The organism is Streptomyces sp. AJS327 (assembly GCF_013450295.1).
Lineage (GTDB): Bacteria > Actinomycetota > Actinomycetes > Streptomycetales > Streptomycetaceae > Streptomyces.
In genome coordinates this window covers 268849-283498 of sequence record NZ_SKBR01000003.1, presented here as the reverse complement: position 1 = coordinate 283498, position 14650 = coordinate 268849, and the positions used below count along the sequence as shown (strand labels likewise).

Below are 14650 nucleotides of genomic sequence, written 5' to 3'. Positions count from 1 at the left end.
CCCTCACCAAAGGGCGGCCGGCCCGCCTCGGACACAGAGAGAACCCGCCCCCTAGGGGACGGGTTCTGTCACGGCTCAGCCGGCATCCGGCTCGTCCTAGCGGCGGCGGCGGGCCCCCCGGGGCGTCCGCCCCGCGCGAGCGGTCTTGGCGGCCTTGGCCCGCTTGGCCGCGAACCGCACCCCGCCCGGGCTCTCCCCAACCGTCGCTCGCACCACCGTGGAAGGCGGATCGACCACACCGGAACCGACCTGCACCACCTCGGTCTCCACCACGCCCAGCTTCTGGAGGGCCGCTCGCGCCCCCTTCAGCTCTTCGGCAGCGGTGTCCCCCTTGATCGCCAGCATCTCCCCGTACGGTCGCAGCAGGGGGACGCCCCAGCCCGCCAACCGATCCAGCGGCGCCACGGCCCGCGCCGTCACCACATGAACCGGCGCCAGGGTGCCCAGTACCTCCTCCGCCCGGCCCCGCTGCACGGTCACGTGGTCGAGCCCCAGCAGCTCCACGACCTCCTGGAGAAAGGTCGTCCGCCGCAGCAGGGGCTCCAGCAGCGTGATCTCCAGGTCCGGACGCACCAGGGCCAGGGGGATCCCGGGCAGCCCCGCGCCGGAGCCCACGTCGCAGACGGTCACCCCCTCCGGCACGATGTCGGAGAGGACCGCGCAGTTCAGCAGGTGCCGCTGCCAGAGCCGCGGCACCTCCCGCGGCCCGAGGAGACCGCGCCGCACCCCGGCGTCCGCCAGCAACTCCGCGTACCGGAGCACGGTCGGGAGCGCGTCACCGAAGACCTCCCGGGCGGCGGCTGGCGCGGGGGGAAGCTCCACCGCTTCGTCGTCCTGCTCCGTCACGGCAGCACGACCACCCGGCGCTCCGGCTCTTCACCCTCGGACTCGCTGCGCAGCCCGGCCTCCTTGATCGCGTCATGCACGACCTTGCGCTCAAAGGGCGTCATCGGCTGGAGCTTGACGGGCTGCCCCGTGCTCTTGGCCTCCTCCGCCGCCTCGGCCCCCACCTTCGCCAGCTCCGCGCGCTTCCGCGCCCGGAACCCGGCGATGTCCAGCATCAGCCGACTGCGGTCGCCGGTCTCCCGGTGTACCGCGAGGCGGGTCAGCTCCTGAAGCGCCTCCAGCACCTCGCCGTCCCGTCCGACCAGCTTCTGCAGATCTCGGCCGGACCCCTCGCTGACGATGGAGACGGCCGCCCGGTCGGTCTCCACATCCATGTCGATATCACCGTCCAGGTCGGCGATATCGAGGAGCCCTTCCAGATAGTCGGCCGCGATCTCGCCTTCCTGCTCAAGACGGGACAGGGGGTCGGTCTCGGTGCTCTCTGCCGCAGTGGTATCCGTCACGGCCTGGGACTCCTTTGCGCTCACTTCTTGGACGGGTGCTTGGAACGCTGCGGGCCGCCGCCCTTCCGCTGCTGCCCGGACTTCTTCTGGCCCTGCTTCTGACCGGACTTCTGCCCGCCCTGCTGTGCCGCCTTGGACCCCTGCTTACCGCTCTGCTTCTGCCCCTGCGCCGGCTTCTGGCCCTGCTTGCCACCCTGCTTCTGGCCCTGGCCGCCCTTGGGACCCTGACCAGCCTTCGGGCCCTGCTTCGCCGGAGGGGTCTCCGCATCCCCGGACTCGTCGCTCGCCGGCTGCTCGGCGGACTGCTTGCCCTGGGCGGTGGTACCGGTCTGGCGCTGTGCCTTGGTCTGCCGCTTCGGCTGCTGGCGGCGGGCGCGGGCGGCGTCAACGGACTCGCGGACCGCGACCTCCTCCGGGTCCTCCTTGAGCTTGCCCTTGGCGCGCAGCTTGTCCTGGCGCTCCTGGAAGGCACGGGAGCCGGGGGTGGGGTTGCGCTTGATCACGTACATCTGCTGACCCATGGTCCACACGTTGGTGGTCAGCCAGTAGACGAGGACGCCGACGGGGAAGTTGATGCCGAAGACCGCGAACATGACCGGGAAGATGTACATCAGCAGCTTCTGCTGCTGCATGAACGGCGTCTTCACCGTGAGGTCGACGTTCTTCGTCATCATCTGCCGCTGCGTGTAGAACTGCGACAGCGACATCAGCACGATCATGATGACCGTGACGACGCGGACATCGGTCAGTGAGGACTGGAGTTCGGCGACCTTCTCCGAGCCGTCCATGAACTTGGCGGCGATCGGCGCACCGAAGATGTTGGCGTTCCGCGCGCTGTCCACCTGGCTGGCGTCGAGCACGCCGACCGGCCGGTTGCCAGCGATGTGGTTGAGCACCTGGAAGAGCGCGATGAAGAAGGGCGACTGCGCCAGGATGGGCAGACAGCTGGAGAGCGGGTTCGTCCCGGTCTCCTTGTACAGCTTCATCATCTCTTCGGACTGACGCTGCTTGTCGCTCTTGTAGCGCTCCTGGATCGCCTTCATCCGAGGCTGGATCGCCTGCATGTTGCGCGTGGCCTTGATCTGCTTCACGAAGAGCGGGATCAGAGCGATCCGGATCAGCACCACCAGGAAGATGATGGACAGACCCCAGGCCCAACCACTGTCCTCATGGAAAACCAGGCTGAACAGCGAGTGGAACTGGACGATGATCCAGGAGACAACGGTATAGAGAGGACCGAGGATCGTGTCCACGAATCAGGCTCCTTGGGCGTTGGACTGGGTCCGGTGCTGCTGCCAGCGGTAGCGGATCCGCTGATGCCATACCGGGTGCTTCCGGGCGGGGACGTGATCGACGCCACCGGGCGACCACGGGTTGCAGCGCAGAATGCGCCAGGCCGTCAGTGCCGTCCCTTTCACCGCGCCGTGCCGATGGACGGCTGTGTACCCGTAGTGCGAACAGGACGGGTAGTACCGGCACACCGGTCCGAGCAACGGACTGATGGTCCACTGGTACAGCTTGATCAGCCAGAGCAGCGGGTACTTCATGGTGAAGGCCCTCCCAGCAACCGCTGAAGCGCGGCGTCGAGATCGCGTCCCAACGCGCTGTGGTCCGCCTCACTCGCGGCGGGCAACGCCCGAACCACTACCAGGCTACCGGCGGGCAGGCGCTCCAGTCGGTCCCGCAGGAGATGGCGCAGGCGCCGCTGCACGCGGTTGCGTACGACGGCGTTGCCCACGGCCTTGCTCACGACGAAACCCGCACGCGGCGGGGGAACCTCGTCCCCCGCCGGGTGCGGGTCTTGGCGGCTGCGGAGGTGAACGACGAGGCGCGGGCGCCCGGCCCTGCGTCCCCGGCGTACCGCCTCCGCGAAGTCCTCGCGCCGCCTCAGCCGGTTCTCGGTAGGCAGCACGGCATGGACCTGTGGTCAGGCTGCTCAGGCCGACAGGCGGCTACGGCCCTTGCTACGACGGTTCGCGAGGATCGCGCGACCGGCGCGGGTCCGCATGCGCAGCCGGAAGCCGTGGGTCTTCGCGCGGCGGCGGTTGTTCGGCTGGAAGGTGCGCTTGCTCACTCGGGGGCTCCAGGAATACTTCGAGTCCCGTGCTCACCACGGGACGCCTGTGGGGAGTCGACTGGCTGTCACCGTGCGCCCACGAGCAGCTCGTAACGCCGGGGTGAGTACCGCGTTGATCGGCCGGGATCACCCCGTGATCGTGCCCATCGGAGGCAGGCGGCAGCAGCCGTCGACAACTCGACCTCGTTACGGTACGCGCGGCCTCGCCACCCGGTCAAACCAGAGCGGGTCCGGCACAGCCCGCACCCACTCCGTGCACAGCCTGTGGACAACGACTTGAATGGTGACTGCGCGGCTGACTACCGTGGCTGAACTTCCCTTCCTTCCCGACCGTCCCGAGAGACACACATTCGTGGGATCTGGTCTCCTTCACCGAGCGACCCCTTCCAGTGAGTGAGAGAGCGTGACCCGTGGCTGACCTGCCTGCCGATCTTGCCGCAGTGTGGCCACGCGTGCTGGAGCAGTTGCTCTCCGGGAGTCAGGGGGTGGAGGCGAAGGACCAGCGCTGGCTGCGGGAGTGCCAGCCGCTGGTGCTCGTCTCCGGCACCGCCCTGCTCGGCGTGCCCAACGAGTACGCGAAGGGCGTCCTGGAGGGGCGCCTCGCTCCCATGATCAGTGACGCCCTCCGGCGGGAGTGCCAGCAGCCGATCCGGATCGCCGTCACCGTCACCGGGCCCGCCACCCCCGAGGAAGAGGCGAGTGAACCAGCCGAACCCGCCGAGGGCCACTCCGCCCCACGCGGTCCGGCACCGGACGGCCCGGCAGGGCGGGACCCCGAGACCTTCGAGGCGCAGTACGACCACCACCCGGGTCAGCAGGAACTGCCGCCCCCTCGCGGTGGCTATCAGGACTATCCGCAGGGCCCGCACCGGTACGAGCAGTCGTACGAAGCGCCCTACGAGCCCTACGACCGGCCACCGCACCAGAACGCCCCCGGCCCCCAGGGCGCGCAGGGACACCAGCCGCCCGGGTCCTGGCCACAGACCCCACCCCGGAACCACCAGTCACCGCAGTCCTACTCACCGTCGCCCTACGACCAGCAGGTCCCCCCGCAGCGCGCCCCCCAGCGGTACGAGCAGCGCTACGACCAGCAGGGCTACGACCAGAACTACGAGCAGCAGTACGACCAACGGTACGAACGGCCTCAGCCGCCCCAGGGCCACCAGCGCCCGGGGCACCAGGGCCCGCAGCACCAGTACGACCAGCACGGCCGTCAGCACCACATGCCGCCGCAGGGCCAGCCACCGGCACCGCCCTACGAGGGCCCGTCCCAGCTTCCGGCCCCCAGCGGCGCCCCCGGCCCGCTCGCCGCGCAGCCCGCGCCCGCCACCGGTCCCGGTGAGCCCACCGCCCGGCTGAACCCCAAGTACCTCTTCGACACCTTCGTCATCGGCGCCTCCAACCGCTTCGCGCACGCCGCCGCGGTGGCGGTGGCGGAGGCTCCGGCCAAGGCGTACAACCCGCTCTTCATCTACGGGGAGTCGGGGCTCGGCAAGACCCACCTGCTGCACGCCATCGGCCACTACGCGCGCAGCCTCTACCCCGGAACCCGCGTGCGCTACGTGAGTTCCGAGGAGTTCACCAACGAGTTCATCAACTCCATCCGCGACGGCAAGGCGGACACCTTCCGTAAGCGCTACCGCGACATGGACATCCTGCTCGTCGACGACGTGCAGTTCCTCGCGGACAAGGAGTCCACGCAGGAGGAGTTCTTCCACACCTTCAACACCCTGCACAACGCGAACAAACAGATCGTGCTCTCCAGCGACCGGCCGCCCAAGGCCCTGGTCACACTGGAGGACCGGCTCCGCAACCGCTTCGAGTGGGGCCTGATCACCGACGTACAGCCACCGGAGTTGGAGACGCGTATCGCGATCCTCCGGAAGAAGGCCGTACAGGAACAGCTCAACGCCCCGCCGGAGGTACTGGAGTTCATCGCCTCGCGGATCTCCCGCAACATCCGTGAGCTGGAGGGCGCGCTCATCCGCGTCACGGCCTTCGCCAGTCTGAACCGGCAACCCGTCGACCTCGGCCTGACCGAGATCGTGCTGAAGGACCTGATCCCCGGCGGCGAGGAGGCCACACCGGAGATCACCGCCCCCGCGATCATGGCCGCCACCGCCGACTACTTCGGGCTGACCGTCGACGACCTCTGCGGCTCCTCGCGCAGCCGGATCCTCGTCACGGCCCGGCAGATCGCGATGTACCTCTGCCGCGAGTTGACCGATCTCTCCCTGCCCAAGATCGGCGGGCAGTTCGGCGGACGCGACCACACCACGGTGATGCACGCCGACCGCAAGATCCGCGCGCTGATGGCGGAGCGCCGCTCCATCTACAACCAGGTCACCGAGCTGACCAACCGCATCAAGAACGCCTGACGCCGTGTGCGGCGGTACCGCCGCACACGAGATCACCGCCCGGTCCGCCCCCGCGCACCCCCGGCCCGCTCTGCCTGCCCGCTCACCGGTCTGCTGGTCATGCCGATCCCGGTACACGTCCGGTCGTCAACAGGCCCCGGAGGCACGGCGATCCGCGGGCTCCGGCGCCGCGATGCGCGGCTGTCCGAGCGAACCCCGCTCTCTCCCCTGACGTCCGTTCCGGCCGCGGGCGCCCTACGCGCGCCCGGTGGTCCCGATGGCCCCGGCTCCGGCCGCGCCGTCACCGTCCTGTCCGCCGGACGGTGCGAGGTGCCCAGGCTCGCGGTTCTCGCGGCGGCTGGCCCGCGGTCGCTCCGCCTGGCCGTCCTCGCGACGCGGCACTCCAGCACCGGCGGACGTCGTCGATCCTCCGTCGCTCCCTCCGCACGACGGTTGGACGGGGAAGCGGGAGTCGAGCACGGCGGAGCAGCGCGGAGCGCGGATGAAGGGGAGAAGACGGCGGTGACGGGGCGCGGTTGAGGGTGTCAGGGCAGGTGGCGGACGGCGTGGCAGGCGGAGAAGCGGACGCGGGTGCGGGAGGGGCGGAGGAGGAGCGGAGAGAGGAGAGCGGCAGGGCGAGCCGGTCTGGGCGGCAGCAACTCCGGTGCGGGCGATCGTCGTTCGCGCCCCGTAACGGTGATCGCCGTTCGAATCCAACGGGGTTCAGCGAGGATGTCCACAACTTTGGGCGCTCCGCGCCGTCCACACGGTGGGGACCACGCAGGTTGTCCCATCTCGCGTCCACAGGTGGGAGCTTGATGATCAGTAAGGGGAGGTCAGGGGGTTGTGGACTTGTGGGCCCCGGGTTTCCACATGATGTGGAGGGTGTATCGGGCAGCCAGCGAGAGCGATGCGCTGTCCACCGGCCGCCCACAGGGTTCAGGGAGTTGTCCCCAGCTTCTCCACAGCTCTGTCCACTGTTCGGCAACGTTACGCGCTGCCTCACTGATCCGAGTGAAAGCCGTCACAGTGCGGCCTGGGTTTGCCCTGTGGGCAAGGTGGGGATAAGGGCCCCTCGGCCTGTGGGGAAGTCGTCCCTGCCTGTGAATCGGCTGTGCAGAACTTTCCACCGTCCACAGGAACGGCCCTCTGTCCACTGCTCGACCCACAAGCACCGGTGGACAAAAAACCGGGTATGACCTGCGGAAACAACGTTATCCACGGTTTCCACAAGCCCTACTACTACGACTACACGGAGAGAGCCCGGGAATCGCTTCGAAGTGGGGGCTGTGCACAACTCGGCGCTGCGGCGTTCTACCCACCGAGCACCGACTTGACGCACGCCCGCACCGGCTGTCCGTGGTGTGCGTCAGACTGGGGACCGGCAACAGCCGGAGACGGCGGTACAGGACGGCCACGACGACACGAGTCCCACGGGGCGAGCGGCCAGCGACAGCAGGAGGCGGCTGAAGGTGAAGATCCGGGTAGAGCGCGACGTTCTCGCGGAGGCGGTGGCCTGGACGGCCAAGAGCCTCCCGGCCCGCCCTCCGGTGCCGGTGCTGGCGGGGCTGCTGCTCCGGGCTGAGGACGGTTCGCTGAGCCTCTCGGGCTTCGACTACGAGGTCTCCGCCCGGGTCTCGGTGGAGGCCGAGGTCGAGGAGGACGGCACCGTGCTGGTCTCCGGCCGGCTGCTGGCCGACATCTGCCGCTCCCTGCCGAACCGCCCGGTCGAGATCTCCACAGACGGTGTGCGCGCCACCGTGGTCTGCGGCTCCTCCCGCTTCACGCTGCACACCCTGCCGGTTGAGGAGTACCCCGCGCTTCCCGAGATGCCGACCGCCACCGGCACCGTGCCCGGCGAGGTCTTCGCCGCGGCCGTGGGCCAGGTCGCGGTCGCCGCCGGGCGGGACGACACCCTTCCGGTGCTCACCGGCGTCCGGATCGAGATCGAGGGCGACACCGTGACGCTCGCCTCCACCGACCGCTACCGCTTCGCCGTGCGCGAGTTCCTGTGGAAGCCGGAGACCTCCGACCTCTCCGCCGTGGCGCTGGTGCCCGCGAAGACCCTGCTGGACACCGCGAAGTCGCTGAGCGGTGGCGACAGCGTCACCGTGGCGCTCTCCGGCTCCGGCACCGGCGAGGGCCTGATCGGCTTCGAGGGCGCCGGCCGCCGGACCACCACGCGGCTGCTGGAGGGTGATCTGCCCAAGTACCGCACGCTGTTCCCGACCGAGTTCAACTCGGTCGCGGTGATCGAGACGGCCCCGTTCGTGGAGGCCGTCAAGCGGGTCGCGCTGGTCGCGGAGCGCAACACCCCGGTTCGGCTGAGCTTCGAGCAGGGCGTGCTGACGCTGGAGGCCGGGTCGAGCGACGACGCACAGGCTGTGGAGCGGGTGGACGCCGACCTGGAGGGCGACGACATCTCGATCGCCTTCAACCCCGGCTTCCTGCTGGAGGGCCTGAGCGCGATCGACTCCCCGGTGGCGCAGCTCTCCTTCACCACCTCGACCAAGCCCGCGCTGCTCAGCGGCCGCCCGGCGAAGGACGCCGAGGCGGACGACGCGTACAAGTACCTGATCATGCCCGTACGGCTCTCTGGCTGACCCGGGCCGGGACGGGGGAGCGCAGCCGCCGTCGGCCAACTCCGCTCGTCTCCGGCGTGCTCGGTCCGTCCGTGGTCTCTCCTGTCGGAGCTTCGGTCAGGGCTCGCGGCGGGAGCTTCCCGCCAGGGTCGCCGACCGGAGCCTCCGGGCAGCCACCCGGGGCGGGACGGCGGCCGGTGGTAGCTGACAGCGGTTCGCGGTGGCTGGTTCCCGCCAGCCACCGCTGACGTCCGATGCCTCTCACCGCCACCGTCGGCGTTCCGTGGCGGGCCGCTGGCCGATTCTCCACCGCTCGTCCCGTCCTCCGGGGCCGCCTGCTGGAAGACGCCCCCGTCAGGTGGCCGCACCGGCGTGGTTGTCCACAGGCCTTTCCAGCCATCCACGTGGACCGCGTACGCTCACCCGTGGTGTGAACCAGGAGGAACGCGCCGCAGGTCGCGATAGGTAAGCGAAGGGGCACAGATGGAGCTCGGACTCGTCGGTCTCGGCAGGATGGGCGGCAACATGCGCGAGCGGATCCGCGCCGCCGGGCACACCGTCGTCGGATACGACCGGGATCCGGATCTCGCCGATGTCCACAGCCTCGCCGAGGTGGTGGAAAACCTGAGCGCCCCGCGGGTGGTGTGGGTCATGGTCCCCGCCGGGGAGGCGACCGCGAGCACCATCGGGGAGCTGGGCGAGCTGCTCTCCCCCGGGGACGTGGTGGTGGACGGCGGCAACTCCCGCTGGACGGAGGACGAACGGCACGCGGGGGAGCTGGGCGAGCGCGGTATCGGTTTCGTGGACTGCGGTGTCTCCGGTGGCGTCTGGGGCCGGGAGCTGGGCTACGCCCTGATGTACGGCGGGGAGTCGGCACACGTCGAAGCGGTCGCCCCGATCTTCGAGGCGCTCAAGCCCGAGGGCGAGTTCGGCGCGGTACACGCGGGCCGGGCCGGGGCCGGGCACTTCGCGAAGATGGTCCACAACGGCATCGAGTACGCGATGATGCAGGCGTTCGCCGAGGGCTGGGAGCTGCTGGAGGCGGAGGAGTCCGTCACGGACGTCCGCGAGATCTTCCGCTCCTGGCAGGAGGGCACGGTCATCCGCTCCTGGCTGCTCGACCTCGCGGTCCGCGCGCTGGACGACGACGAGCACCTGGCGCGGCTGCGCGGCTATGCTGCGGACTCCGGCGAGGGCCGGTGGACGGTGGAGGCGGCGATCGACAACGCGGTGCCGCTGCCCGCGATCACCGCTTCGCTCTTCGCCCGGTTCTCCTCCCGGCAGGAGGACTCGCCGCAGATGAAGATGATCGCCGCGCTGCGTGAGCAGTTCGGCGGCCACTCGGTGCGGAGCACGGAGTAACGCGCCGCCGCCGGGCACGGCGCGCGAGGACGGGGCACAGGGGAGGCCAGCCGGACACGTGTACGTGACACATCTCTCGCTGGCGGACTTCCGCTCGTACGCCCGGGCCGAGGTGGCGCTGGAGCCAGGTGTGACGGCGTTCGTCGGCCCGAACGGCCAGGGCAAGACCAACCTGGTGGAGGCGGTGGGCTACCTCGCCACGCTGGGCAGCCACCGGGTCTCGGCGGACGCCCCGCTGGTCCGCCAGGGCGCGGAGCGCGCGGTGGTGCGGGCCGCCGTCCGGCAGGGCGAGCGGCAGCAGCTGGTCGAGCTGGAGCTGAACCCGGGTAAGGCGAACCGGGCGCGGATCAACCGCTCCGCGCAGGTCAGGCCACGGGACGTGCTGGGCATCGTGCGCGCGGTGCTGTTCGCGCCGGAGGACCTCGCCCTCGTCAAGGGCGACCCGGGTGAACGGCGCCGTTTTCTGGACGAGTTGGTCGTGGCGCGGGCCCCCCGTATGGCCGGAGTGCGCGCGGACTACGACCGGGTGCTCAAGCAGCGGAACTCGCTGCTCAAGACGGCGGCGATGGCCCGTCGGCACGGCGGGCGCGGCGCAGACCTCTCGACGCTGGACGTGTGGGACCAGCATCTGGCGCGCGCCGGGGCCGAGTTGCTGAGCCGCCGCCTGGAACTGGTGGCGGCGCTCGGCCCGGTGGTGAACTCCGCGTACGAACGGGTGGCACCGGGCGGCGGTCCGGTGGAACTGGAGTACCGGGGCGTGGCGGGCGAGGGCCCGACGGTGGAGACACCGCCAGCGGAGCTGTACGAGCGGCTGCTGGCGGCGCTGGCGGAGGCCCGGCGCCGGGAGGTGGAGCGCGGGGTGACGCTGGTCGGCCCGCACCGTGACGAACTCCTGCTGAGCCTCGGTGGGCTGCCCGCCAAGGGGTACGCGAGTCACGGCGAGTCCTGGTCGCTGGCGCTGGCGCTGCGGCTGGCCTCGTACGAGTTGTTGCGTGCGGAGGGGAGTGAACCGGTGCTGGTGCTGGACGACGTGTTCGCGGAGCTGGACGCGCGGCGCCGTACCCGGCTCGCGGAACTCGTGGCCGACGCCGAGCAGGTGCTGGTGACGGCCGCCGCCGAGGAGGACGTGCCAGGGGAGTTGACCGGGGCCCGGTTCTCGGTGGCCGAGGGGCTGGTGACCCGCGATGAGTGACGCGCGGCCCGGCGGCGGTGACCTGGAGCGTCCGGAGGGCGCCGGGGAGGGCGAGCCCGCGGCCCCGTCCGGCGTCGATCTGGCGCGGGTGGCGCTGCGCGCGGCGAAGGAGAAGGCCAGGGAGCGCGGCGCGGAGGCGCAGCAGCGCCGCCAGGCGCGGCGCGGCGGGCTGCGCTCCGGTGCCCGGAGGGACGGGCGGGACCCGCTGCCGCTGGGCGCGGCGGTGCACCGGCTGATCGAGGAGCGGGGCTGGGAGGCCCCGGCCGCGGTCGGCGGAGTGATGGGCCGGTGGCCGCAGTTGGTGGGTCCGGAGATCGCGCAGCACTGCGAGCCCCTGGGGTACGACGAGGAGGAGCGGCTGCTCCGGGTGCGCTGTGACTCCACCGCCTGGGCGACCCAACTGCGCCTGTTGGCACCAAAGTTGGTGGCGAGGCTCAACGAGGACCTCGGGCAGGGCACGGTGCGCAGTATCCGGGTGCGCGGTCCGGAGGCGCCGAGCCGGGGGTACGGGCCGCTGCGGGCTCCGGGGAGCCGGGGCCCCGGCGACACCTACGGGTGACGCGACTCCGGCCCGCGCCGGTGGCGGCTGCCTTCCGTGGAACTCCCCCTCCGCTGCGTCTCCTTGGGCCGCGCGGCCCGTGGCGGCGCTGAGCGGCGTCGAGCACGCCCCCACGGCGGGTGGTGGGAGGCGCGCGCTGGTGGGGCCGATCCGTGGTGGGTGGGTAGCCGCCGTGGCCGACCGGGCCCGTGGCGGGCGCGTCCCGCCGATCGGGCGTCCGTCGGGATACGCGTCCGCGCACCGCGACCCAGCGGCCCCCGGTCGCCCAGTGGGCCCCGACCTGGCGCCCCCTCCGTCTCCCGCCCCGCCTCCAAGTCTGTCTCCAGTCTGTCTCCGGACCTGCCTCGGCCCGACCGCTCCCGCCCGTCCTCGGCCCGGCGCTCACCCGTCCCGCGGCCGTCCCGCTGACCCGCCCACGTCGCCCAACCACCCATCCCGTCTCCCGCGGTCTCCCCGTGAGCGCGCGCGCTCGTGAGCGCGCGGGCCGTGCCCGGGACGTCCGTTCGCCGCCGCCGCTCCGGAGAGTGACGTGTGGATCGCGGCATGTGTTCGAGGGGTTGGGGTGTGTGGGTGCCGTGGGCGCGGACGGTGAGCGCGGTTCCCCCGGAGAGTGAGCGCGGTTCCCCCGGAGAGTGAGGGCGGGGAGCGGGTCGGGGAGGGCGGCGCTGTGGTGTGGGCCACGCTCTCCGACGGTGGGTGGGCTCGGCGGTGCCGCCGGGGTGTTCTGCCTCGGATCGGGGGTGCCGGGGACGGTGCGGGTGGTGTCATCCGCCTCCCTTCCGGGAGGTGTGTCTCTTGTCCCGATGTGTCGTTGTTTGACGGCGGGGTGCTGTCACGGGTTGCGTGAGTGCGCTCACGGTACGGGAGCGTTGACAGCGGAAGCGCTGAGCGCCCGTGTGAGCCTCTTGGCACCCCGGAGTGCATATGGGGAGTCGGCGGAGGCCGGTTGAAGGCGGCACGTGCGGGCTCAGGTACCGGCAAACCCCCATTCACATGTCCGCCACCGGTACACTGGAGTGAGCCGCCCCGTTGCGGAACATGTCGAACGACGCAGCCGCTCCACCATGTCCAGGAGACGGCCTGTGCTGTGCCAGAAAGGGCGCTTCGTGGCCGATTCCGGCGATCTCAACGAGAACGAGCAGAACCTCTCCGAGCAGAACGGCGCCGCCGTGCCGGTACCCGTCCCCGAGGATCCCGGTGACGCCGGTGAGTCGGCGTACGACGCCAGTGCGATCACCGTCCTGGAAGGGCTGGACGCGGTCCGTAAACGCCCCGGGATGTACATCGGGTCGACCGGCGAACGTGGTCTGCACCACCTCGTACAGGAGGTGGTGGACAACTCCGTGGACGAGGCGCTGGCCGGCCACGCGGACACCATCGACGTCACGCTGCTCGCGGACGGCGGGGTCCGGGTCGTGGACAACGGCCGGGGCATCCCGGTGGACATCGTCCCCTCCGAGCAGAAGCCCGCGGTCGAGGTGGTGCTCACGGTGCTGCACGCGGGCGGCAAGTTCGGCGGTGGCGGGTACGCGGTCTCCGGTGGTCTGCACGGCGTGGGCGTCTCGGTGGTGAACGCCCTGTCGCAGAAGGTCGCCGTCGAGGTCAAGCGGGACGGCTACCGCTGGACGCAGGACTACAAGCTCGGCACCCCGACCGCTCCGCTCCAGCGGAACGAGGCGACGGATGAGACCGGCACCGTGGTCACGTTCTGGGCCGACGGGGACATCTTCGAGAACACGGACTACTCGTTCGAGACGCTGGCGCGGCGCTTTCAGGAGATGGCGTTCCTCAACCGGGGGCTGACCATCGCGCTGCGGGACGAGCGCGCCGAGCACGTGGACGAGGACGGCAACCAGAACGCCGTCCGCTACCACTACGAGGGCGGGATCTCGGACTTCGTCCGCTACCTCAACTCCCGCAAGGGCGAGCTGATCCACCCCACGGTGATCGACTTCGACGCCGAGGACAAGGAGCGGATGCTCTCGGCCGAGATCGCGATGCAGTGGAACAGCCAGTACAGCGAGGGCGTGTACTCCTTCGCCAACACCATCCACACGCATGAGGGCGGCACCCACGAGGAGGGGTTCCGCGCGGCGCTCACCGGGCTCATCAACCGGTACGCGCGGGACAAGAAGCTGCTGCGGGAGAAGGACGACAACCTCACCGGCGAGGACATCCGGGAGGGGCTGACGGCGATCATCTCGGTGAAGCTGGGCGAGCCGCAGTTCGAGGGTCAGACGAAGACGAAGCTGGGCAACACGGAGGCGAAGACCTTCGTGCAGAAGATCGTTCACGAGCAGTTGAGCGACTGGCTCGACCGCAACCCGAACGAGGCCGCCGACATCATCCGCAAGGGCATCCAGGCGGCGACCGCGCGGGTCGCGGCGCGCAAGGCCCGCGATCTGACGCGCCGCAAGGGCCTGCTGGAGACGGCGTCGCTGCCGGGCAAGCTGTCGGACTGCCAGTCCAACGACCCCGAGCAGTGCGAGATCTTCATCGTCGAGGGTGACTCGGCCGGTGGTTCGGCGAAGTCCGGCCGGGACCCGGAGTTCCAGGCGATCCTCCCGATCCGCGGCAAGATCCTGAACGTGGAGAAGGCCCGGATCGACAAGGTCCTCCAGAACGCCGAGGTGCAGGCGCTGATCTCGGCCTTCGGCACCGGGATCCACGAGGACTTCGACATCAGCAAGCTCCGCTACCAGAAGATCATTCTGATGGCTGACGCGGACGTGGACGGCCAGCACATCAACACCCTGCTGCTGACCCTGCTGTTCCGCTTCATGCGCCCGCTGGTGGAACACGGTCACGTGTTCCTCTCCCAGCCGCCGCTCTACAAGATCAAGTGGGGGCGGGACGAGCACCAGTACGCGTACTCGGACCGGGAGCGGGACAGTCTGATCCAGCTCGGCCGGGAACAGGGCAAGCGGATCCGGGACGACTCGATCCAGCGCTTCAAGGGACTCGGTGAGATGAACGCCGAGGAACTGCGGGTCACCACCATGGACCAGGAGCACCGGGTGCTGAAGCAGGTGACGCTGGACGACGCCGCGGCGGCCGACGACCTCTTCTCCATCCTGATGGGCGAGGACGTCGAGGCCCGGCGCTCCTTCATCCAGCGCAACGCCAAGGATGTCCGGTTCCTCGACATCTGAGCGCGCCCGCCCCGTCCCCG

At 70.4% G+C, this 14650-nt stretch carries 12 protein-coding genes; 6 read left to right on the top strand and 6 right to left on the bottom strand.

Going from position 1 to position 14650, the window contains the following annotated elements:
• Positions 1 to 96 precede the first annotated feature (96 nt).
• The 6 genes from rsmG to rpmH are packed head-to-tail and all read right to left on the bottom strand — an operon-like array spanning position 97 to position 3423.
• Positions 97 to 846 carry a 16S rRNA (guanine(527)-N(7))-methyltransferase RsmG gene (gene rsmG, locus E0L36_RS18600; RefSeq protein ID WP_180930260.1) on the bottom strand — a complete coding sequence of 250 codons (750 nt, stop codon included), beginning with the start codon at positions 844 to 846 and terminating at the stop codon, positions 97 to 99.
• Entirely contained in the window at positions 843 to 1349 is a 507-nt protein-coding gene (locus tag E0L36_RS18595; RefSeq protein WP_180930259.1) for a R3H domain-containing nucleic acid-binding protein, read from the bottom strand. The genes rsmG and E0L36_RS18595 overlap by 4 nt, the downstream gene beginning before the upstream one ends.
• A gap of 20 nt (positions 1350 to 1369) precedes the next feature.
• Positions 1370 to 2602: a membrane protein insertase YidC gene (gene yidC, locus E0L36_RS18590; protein WP_180930258.1), complete on the bottom strand. Its 1233-nt coding sequence runs from the start codon at positions 2600 to 2602 to the stop codon at positions 1370 to 1372.
• A 3-nt stretch (positions 2603 to 2605) separates the two neighbouring features.
• Positions 2606 to 2896: a membrane protein insertion efficiency factor YidD gene (gene yidD, locus E0L36_RS18585; protein WP_180930257.1), complete on the bottom strand. Its 291-nt coding sequence runs from the start codon at positions 2894 to 2896 to the stop codon at positions 2606 to 2608.
• Positions 2893 to 3261 carry a ribonuclease P protein component gene (gene rnpA / locus E0L36_RS18580; protein WP_180930256.1) on the bottom strand — a complete coding sequence of 123 codons (369 nt, stop codon included), beginning with the start codon at positions 3259 to 3261 and terminating at the stop codon, positions 2893 to 2895. Before rnpA ends, yidD begins: the two co-directional genes overlap by 4 nt.
• A 24-nt stretch (positions 3262 to 3285) precedes the next feature.
• Positions 3286 to 3423 (bottom strand): 50S ribosomal protein L34, encoded by a 138-nt coding sequence (rpmH, locus tag E0L36_RS18575; RefSeq protein WP_180930255.1) that lies wholly within the window; start codon positions 3421 to 3423, stop codon positions 3286 to 3288.
• A gap of 413 nt (positions 3424 to 3836) precedes the next feature.
• Here rpmH and dnaA point away from each other — a divergent pair, with 413 nt between their 5' ends.
• The 6 genes from dnaA (at position 3837) to gyrB (ending at position 14630) form a co-directional block, all read left to right on the top strand.
• Entirely contained in the window at positions 3837 to 5804 is a 1968-nt protein-coding gene (dnaA, locus tag E0L36_RS18570) for a chromosomal replication initiator protein DnaA (protein WP_180930254.1), read from the top strand.
• A gap of 1451 nt (positions 5805 to 7255) precedes the next feature.
• On the top strand, positions 7256 to 8386 hold the full coding sequence (gene dnaN, locus E0L36_RS18565) for a DNA polymerase III subunit beta (protein ID WP_180930253.1): 1131 nt from the start codon (positions 7256 to 7258) through the stop codon (positions 8384 to 8386).
• 462 nt (positions 8387 to 8848) lie between these two features.
• Positions 8849 to 9727, top strand: a complete 879-nt coding sequence (gene gnd, locus E0L36_RS18560) for a phosphogluconate dehydrogenase (NAD(+)-dependent, decarboxylating) (protein WP_180930252.1) — start codon at positions 8849 to 8851, stop codon at positions 9725 to 9727.
• 58 nt (positions 9728 to 9785) lie between these two features.
• Entirely contained in the window at positions 9786 to 10919 is a 1134-nt protein-coding gene (recF, locus tag E0L36_RS18555; protein ID WP_180930251.1) for a DNA replication/repair protein RecF, read from the top strand.
• A complete protein-coding gene (locus E0L36_RS18550) occupies positions 10912 to 11478 on the top strand; it encodes a DUF721 domain-containing protein (RefSeq protein WP_258016328.1) in 567 nt (188 codons plus the stop codon). Before recF ends, E0L36_RS18550 begins: the two co-directional genes overlap by 8 nt.
• Before the next feature lie 1082 nt (positions 11479 to 12560).
• Positions 12561 to 14630 (top strand): DNA topoisomerase (ATP-hydrolyzing) subunit B, encoded by a 2070-nt coding sequence (gene gyrB / locus E0L36_RS18545; protein WP_180930250.1) that lies wholly within the window; start codon positions 12561 to 12563, stop codon positions 14628 to 14630.
• Positions 14631 to 14650 lie beyond the last annotated feature (20 nt).